The sequence below is a fragment of the Glycomyces halotolerans genome (assembly GCF_054779575.1).
Window position 1 is genome coordinate 1 of sequence record NZ_BAAGXZ010000041.1, and the last position, 7228, is coordinate 7228.

The 7228-nt window shown below is 69.2% G+C and carries 5 protein-coding genes and 1 pseudogene; 4 read left to right on the forward strand and 2 right to left on the reverse strand.

Features of this window, described 5'->3' with window-relative positions; translation table 11 throughout:
• Positions 1-1179: hypothetical protein (locus tag ACYVL2_RS19840; RefSeq protein ID WP_460546544.1), on the forward strand; the 1179-nt coding region annotated here is incomplete at its 5' end.
• Positions 1180-1243: 64 nt separating this feature from the next.
• Here the strand turns inward: ACYVL2_RS19840 and ACYVL2_RS19845 are convergent.
• Positions 1244-2386 (reverse strand): hypothetical protein, encoded by a 1143-nt coding sequence (locus ACYVL2_RS19845; RefSeq protein WP_460546545.1) that lies wholly within the window; start codon positions 2384-2386, stop codon positions 1244-1246.
• A gap of 76 nt (positions 2387-2462) precedes the next feature.
• Positions 2463-3023: a hypothetical protein gene (locus tag ACYVL2_RS19850; RefSeq protein WP_460546546.1), complete on the reverse strand. Its 561-nt coding sequence runs from the start codon at positions 3021-3023 to the stop codon at positions 2463-2465.
• 1138 nt (positions 3024-4161) lie between these two features.
• Between ACYVL2_RS19850 and ACYVL2_RS19855 the strand changes: the two are divergent.
• From ACYVL2_RS19855 to rpmA, 3 genes and pseudogenes are all read left to right on the forward strand, one after another.
• Positions 4162-5653 (forward strand): annotated as a pseudogene (locus tag ACYVL2_RS19855) (Rne/Rng family ribonuclease); the annotation flags it as partial.
• A gap of 469 nt (positions 5654-6122) precedes the next feature.
• Positions 6123-6422, forward strand: coding sequence for a 50S ribosomal protein L21 (gene rplU / locus ACYVL2_RS19860; protein WP_026924852.1), 300 nt, complete (start codon positions 6123-6125; stop codon positions 6420-6422).
• Positions 6423-6433: 11 nt separating this feature from the next.
• Positions 6434-6691, forward strand: a complete 258-nt coding sequence (rpmA, locus tag ACYVL2_RS19865; RefSeq protein ID WP_460546547.1) for a bL27 family ribosomal protein — start codon at positions 6434-6436, stop codon at positions 6689-6691.
• Positions 6692-7228: the final 537 nt, after the last annotated feature.

Here is a 7228-nt window from a genome sequence, read left to right on the forward strand (position 1 = left end):
GCCCAGCCTCCGGCGGGACAACCGCCCGCGGCCCGGCCACCGGCCTCACCGCCGCGAACCCCGCAGCGCCCGGCCGCCCCGCCCGCACCCCAGCAGCCGCCGGCCCCGGCGCAGCGACAGGCACCGCCGCCGCAAGCGCCGGTCTCGGCCGCCCCCGCCTCAGGGCCGTCGAACGCCCCGGTGTCGGCCCAACCCGTTTCGGCGCAACCGGTCTCGGGCCAGCCGGTTTCCGGCAGGCCCGTCTCCGGGCAGCCGTTCCCGGGCGGGCCGGTCTCAGGCCAGCCCTACTCGAGCCAACCGGCCTCGGCCCAGCCGTACTCCGGCGTGCCCTACTCCGGAGCCGCCCCGCTCAGCGGCGGCCCGGTCAGCTCCATGCCCACCTCCGCGGGACTGTTCGGCGTCTCCCAAGTCTCGGCCGGCCCCACCGAAGGCACCGTCTACGGCATGGCGGTGACCGACCGCGCCGTCGAGACCGCCTCCGACGCCGGCAAGGCCATCGCGCCGCTGCGCCCCATGCCGCAGTTCCCCACCGCAAGGGCCCTCGAACTGATGACCTCGGCCAGCCCGCCCTCAGGGCTCGTCATCGGACGCGACGCCGAGCAGATCCCCGTCGTCGCCCCGCTCTTCCGGCCCGAGGAGACCCGCGTCAACCTCATCGGCGGCGTCTACCTCGCCCGGCTCCTGGTCTTCCGCGCCCTCGCGCTCGGCACCCGCGTCGCGGTGTGCACCAACCGGCCCCAGGAATGGAACGGCCTCGGCGAGGCCGCCACGGGCCGCGGCGACCGCCTCGCCGTCCTCCAAGGAGACCAGCCGGTCACCGTCGAGGCCAGCCAGCACTCCCCGGCGCTGTACGTCTACGACGTCGGCGAGCGAGGCTCCCAGACCAAACCGGTCCTCGGCCCATGGCGCACCCAGCTGACGGTCCTGCCGCGCCTGACCAACTTCGCCGACAACCTCACTTCCGAGGCGCACATGACCGTCCTCCAGCGCCTCACCGCCGAAGAGGCCCAGATCGCGCGCTCGAGCATCCGGGTCAACCAAGAAGTGCTCCAATGGCTCCAGATGCTGCACGACGACATGATCGCCATGCTCCGAAAGGGCCAGAAGGAGAAGTACCTGTGGTGCGCTCCGACGTCCATCGAGTCGCAGATGTTCGGTCAGCCGATGCGGACCTACTGAGACGCGACGAGAAAGCGGGCCGGACGCGCCTCTGCGCGCCCGGCCCGCTTCCACTTCGCCTAGGTCAGCTCGCGTCCTGCCACGAGTCCAGGTACGACGTCGCCAGCTCCATGGCCAGGTCCGTCATGCCCTGCTGGTCGAGCCCGGAGTCCACCACGGACAGCCGCACCACCAGATAGATGTTGTCGTCCTGAAGATGCAGCTGGTAGTTGGAGGTCCCCTCCTCGACCACGCGCGACACCGCCGCGGCCTGGTCGCCGATCGCCGGAGCAGGCTCGATCACCGTCCACGGATCGGCCATCTCGGCCACCTCCCCGGCGCCCAGCTCGTAGTTCACGCCCGCCTTCGCATCGGACTCGAAGACGGTGCCGTCGAACTCCAGCAGCGCCGAGGCGCTGTCGGCCTCGCCGTAAGTCAGCACGCACGACTGCTCCCAGCCGCGCTGGCGGTCGCGCGTCTCACCGACCGGTTCGGGTTCGACGCCGTCGACCAGGCCGTCCAGCGCCGCGGTGTCGGCAAGGCCGCACGGCTCCTCGCTCCGGGCGTAGGTCAGGCCCGACTCGACCGCCTCCTCCTCGGCGGGGCCGTCGTCGCGGTTCAGCCACCACCAGCCGGCCAGGCCGACCAGTCCGAGCGCCACGACCGCCGCGATGATCTTCGGAATCGGGCTGGACTTGCGGGCGCGGCTGCGTACTTTCTGGAAGTCGGAACGCTTCCGCGTCTCCTTGGGCACGTAGCCGAGCTTGCCGATCGCCTGCGTGCCCTCACCGCCGCCCCAAGCGGTCGCGTCGTCGGAGAACGCCGCCTCCTCGAACGGCTCGGGCGCGCGGTCCGGGTCGGGGGGCGCCGGCGGTCCGGGCTGCTGCGGCGCGGCCGGCCGATACTGCCGGCCTCCAGGGCGGGGCGGGGAGGGCGGTGGTCCGCCGGCCTGCGGCGGCGGGTACTGGGCCGGGACCGGCCGACCGGCCTGCGGGCCTCCGGCTTGGGGCCTGCCTCCGGCCGAAGGCGGCGGGCCCTGCCCGGCCGCCGGCCTGCCCGCCTGCGGGCGGTGCCCTTCGGGCGGCGTGTGCCCGTTCGGAGCCTGACCGGAGCCGCCCTGCGCCGCGCGCGGGCGACCCGGCTGCGGCTGCCACTGGTTCGGCCCTGTCCTGCGTCCGTCGTCGGGCGGCTGGTCGTAGGCCGGGCCAAAGGGCGGTGTGGCGCTCACAATATCCTCCACGATTGCTTCCCGGCGTGTTGACTTGACGCCGAGGTAGTCATGGCCAGCTTAAGGGGGGAGCCGGTCAATTCCCGTCCCGGGGGAGTGCGTCGACCGCCCCGGAGCTCAGATCCTTCGCCAGTTGCTCCCTCGCGACCCCCTCCGGAGGCTCGCCGGTGAGGAACAGGCTCAGCGTGACCGTCGCGTTCGCTTCCTGCGCGTGCAGCCGCAGCTCGGTCTCCTCAACGCCTTCCAGCACCGCCATCGCCGCCCGGTCGGCCACGCCGCTGACCGACGAGGCCGCATGCCCTTCCGAGGCCTCGAACTCCAGCAGCCCCGCGTGCGCGGCCTTGGCATCGGGCTCGGACTCGTAAACCTGCACCGTGGCGAAGAGCGTGACCAGGCGGTAGGCGTCGTCGCCGGTGTGCTCGGCCGAATAGGAGCACTCGAACGTGCGGATCTCGTCTCCGGTGGTGTCGGAGGACTCCCGCTCCAGCTCGGCGTCGGCCCAAGGCGTCAGCAGCTCCTGGTCGACGACCGTTTCGCACAGGTCGCCGATCGCATCGGCGCGGACCGGCGGCTCGGCGTCGCCGAACCCGCTCATCCAGAACAGGATCGTCCCGCCGCCCGCGAGGAGGGCCACCACCGCGGCCAGGACGCCGCCGGCGCTGGCGAGCTGGCGGAGCCGGTCGGCACCACGATGCCGCCCCTGGTAGGTGTCGGGCTTCCCGTCACCTCGGGGATTATCGGACTCCTCGGAGTCGATGACCTGCAGTGCGATGTCCGTACCTCCGTGTATGGCGATGCCACCGCGGCGCCGGAAATCAGCTTATCGAGCACTTCGGCCTCCGGCCAGGCCCGATCCGTGCCAACCCTGGTAGAGGGCGCTGAACTCACCCGAACGTGACCGGAGACACTGAGAGGCGGGGCACCGGTCGGGCGACCGACTCGGCGAATGACGCAGAGTGTGCGATACTCGACCTTGGCGTACCGCACATACAGACGACGGTGCGACCGAGAATGTCCCGTCCGCCCCGCTCACGGCGGTGGACGTGACCACTCGATCGGGGCAGAGGTGTTCTCCCGACACGAGTTGAAGGCTTTCGGTGCGGTCTGAACGGCAAGGAATGCCCAGCCGGGTTACGGCCCGTGGGCATCGCCGAGGCGGGAGGACCGCACTACTGATGCCGCGCCCGTGCGGCAGCGGACGCAAACAGCGTCACGCGCCCGGGCGGCGGCTGGAATGGAGATTTATTCGCATGCGCGAGAACGAACCGCGCGAACAGCAGGTGCCCGCTGCCATGGTCACCTTCATGCCGCCGCAAAAAACCAAGAGCGACAAGCCGGCCGAGCCCGAGGAGCGCCCCGAGCGCTCCAAGCCCGCCGCAGCCGCCGCCCCGCAAGCGGCCCCGGTATTCGCGCCCCCGCCGAAAGTGGAGCGCACCGACCGCCCCGCCGAACGCGAAGCCGAAGAAACCGAGCCGAAGCGGGCCTCCAAGAAATCACAGCCCAAACAGGGACAACGCAAGAAGGCCAAGGCCGACCGTCCCAAAGAGCCCGAACCGAAGCCCGAAGAGCCCGCCCTCGACGAAGCCGATGACGACCTCGACGACGAAGACGCCGAAGAGCGCCGCCGCCGCAGAGGGCGCCGCGGCCGCCGAGGCCGGGGCCGGGGCAAAGGCGCCGACGGGAACGCCGAAGGCGACGACGACAACGGTGACGACGAGGAAGACACCGCCTCCGACACCACCGAAGTGACCGTCTCCACCGGAGACGAGGGCCCCGAGATCACCCGGCGTCGCCGGCGCCGGCGCAAACGCGCCGGTTCCGAGGACTCCGACCGCACCAAGAGCGACGACTCCGACGCCGAAGTCGTCGTCAAGGTCCGCAGCCCCAAGAAGAGCTCGAACGACGACGTCCGCGGCGTCTCCGGTTCCACTCGGCTCGAGGCCAAGCGCCAGCGCCGCCGCGACGGCCGCAAGGGCGGGCGCAACCGCGTCCAGGTCGTCAGCGAGGCCGAGTTCCTGGCCCGCCGCGAATCGGTCGAACGCCAGATGGTCGTCCGCCTCCGCGGCGGCAAGGCCCAGGCCGCCGTCCTCGAGGACGACATCCTCGCCGAGCACTACGTCTCCAAGAGCGGCGCGCAGGGCATGGTCGGGAACGTCTACCTCGGCAAGGTCCAGAACGTCCTCCCCTCGATGGAAGCCGCCTTCGTCGACATCGGCCGCGGCCGCAACGCCGTGCTCTACGCCGGCGAAGTGAACTGGGACGCCACCGGCCTCGCCGGCAAGGCCCGGTCCATCGAACAGGCTCTCAAGCCCGGCGACTCGGTTCTGGTGCAGGTCACCAAGGACCCGGTCGGCCACAAGGGCGCCCGCCTGACCAGCCACATCGCGCTGTCCGGTCGGCACCTGGTGTACGTGCCCGGCGGGAACGCCTCCGGCATCTCCCGCAAGCTCCCCGACCGCGAGCGGACCCGCCTGCGGGCCGCGCTCAAGAAGCTCGTGCCCGAGAGCGCCGGCGTCATCGTCCGGACCGCCGCCGAAGGCGCCGGTCCCGAAGACCTGGCCCGCGACATCTCCCGCCTCCAGATCGAGTGGGAGGAGATCCAGGCCAAGGCCAAGAAGGGCAACGCCCCTTCGGTGCTCCACTCCGAGCCCGACGTGCTCATCCGCGTCGTCCGCGACGTCTTCAACGAGGACTTCAAGGAGCTCCTGGTCGAAGGCGACGACGCCTACGACGAGATCCACAAGTACCTCGAGTCGGTCTCGCCGGAGCTGCTGCCCCGGCTGAAGCACCACACCGGCACCAAGGACGTCTTCACTGAGAAGCGCGTCGACGAGCAGCTGCTCAAAGCTCTCGACCGCAAGGTCTACCTGCCATCGGGCGGATCCCTGGTGATCGACCGGACCGAGGCGATGACCGTCATCGACGTCAACACCGGCCGGTTCACCGGCGAGGGCGGCAACCTCGAGGAGACGGTCACCCGCAACAACCTCGAGGCGGCCGAGGAGATCGTCCGCCAGCTGCGGCTGCGGGACATCGGCGGCATCATCGTCATCGACTTCATCGACATGGTCCTGGAGTCCAACCGTGACCTGGTGCTGCGCCGGCTCACCGAGTGCCTCGGCCGCGACCGGACGAAACACCAGGTCACCGAGGTCACCTCGCTGGGTCTGGTGCAGATGACCCGCAAACGCGTCGGCCAGGGCCTCATCGAGGCCTTCTCCGAGCCGTGCGAGCACTGCAAGGGCCGCGGCGTTCTCATCCACACCGACGAGATCCTCGGCACCGGCGGCTCGAAGAAGCGCGGCGGCTCCGGGAACGGCAACGGCGGCTCCTCCGGCGGCAAGAAGAAGAAGGAGCGGGCCAAGTCCGGCTCGAAGTCGTCCAAGCAGAACGACGTCAAGTCGGCTGCCGAGCCGACCGCGAAGATCGCCGCCGCCTCCGATGAAGGCGACGACGCGGACGAAGACGACAACGGAACCGACTGAGGACGGGAGGGCGCCGCGGACTGTGACGTCCGCGGCGTCACCCCGATCCCGATGCCGGAACCAGTGCGTACATGACGTACGCTAGTGAGCGGCCCACAGAGCCCTCAGCTTTCCCCGCGCTCGCGGGGGCGCACTCGGACTCGATCAAGCGGGCCTAGGTGCGTGACACCGCAACATTTGACAGACACCGTTCCCCTGCGGGGGGAACTTGTTCCCCGCACCGGGGAGGACCCAAGGAGACCAGCGTCGACATGTACGCAATCGTCAAGACTGGCGGAAAGCAGTACAAGGTCGCCGAGGGCGACGTCCTCGAAGTCGAGAAGCTTCAGGGCGAGCCCGGCGACACGCTTACGCTGCCTGCGGTGATGCTCGTCGACGAAGGCACTGTGGTCACCGACGCCTCCGGCGTCACGGTGAGCGGTGAACTTCTCGAGCACACCAAGGGCCCGAAGATCAAGATCCACAAATACAAGAACAAGACCGGATACCACAAGCGCCAGGGGCACCGTCAGCCGCTGACTCGCGTGAAGGTCACCGGGATCGAGAAGTAAGGGGTTGACCGATGGCACACAAGAAGGGTGCATCCAGCTCCCGTAACGGGCGCGATTCCAACTCCAAGCGCCTTGGCGTGAAGCGCTTCGGTGGCGAGCGAGTCAATGCCGGTGAGATCCTCATCCGGCAGCGTGGCACCAAGTACCACCCGGGCGACCTGGTCGGCCGCGGCGGCGACGACACGCTGTTCGCGCTCGCCGAGGGAGAAGTGCTGTTCTCGAACAAGCGCGGCCGCAAGCTGGTCAACATCGTCCCGAGCGACGCTTAGGACGTAGCGCACAGAGCTTGAGAAGCCGGGGACCGCCAATGGCGGTCCCCGGCTTCGTCCTTTCCATAGAGCAGAGCGGAAACGCAGAGTCATCTATTCTGTACCCCATTCGGGGTGCGCTTTATATGCGCAGTTCACGGCGCGACTCGTAAAAGGGGGACCCCCCTTTGAAGGCCGGCCCGAGGGTGTGTATATTTGTCTTTGCCCGCGGGGGAACGGAACAGCCGATACAGGCCGGTCCGGAAGCCGCCGGAGAACAGCGACAAACCTGGAAGGGTGTTGGCGCGCTTCGGGAGCTGATCTGCGGGAGATCTCAGAGACTCACTAGAGGCTCGGTCGCGTGTGACACAGGTTAATCAGCCTGAGTTTTGCAGCGGGATCGAAGCCTGTTAGAGTTGAGAGGTTGCTCCGGCTGAGGCCAAATCACGGAAGTGAATTGACTTGGTTGTGGCGTGTTGTTTGAGAACTCAACAGGGTGTTTGGATGGTCAGCGTGCGGGCTGGCTGGGTCTGCTGGGCTTGGTGTCTGGTGGGTTTG

Bases quoted from the DNA above. Each gene is read 5' to 3' on its own strand.
- rpmA (WP_460546547.1), top strand. From the start codon at position 6,434: ATGGCACACAAGAAGGGTGCATCCAGCTCCCGTAACGGGCGCGATTCC.
- rplU (WP_026924852.1), top strand. From the start codon at position 6,123: ATGTACGCAATCGTCAAGACTGGCGGAAAGCAGTACAAGGTCGCCGAG.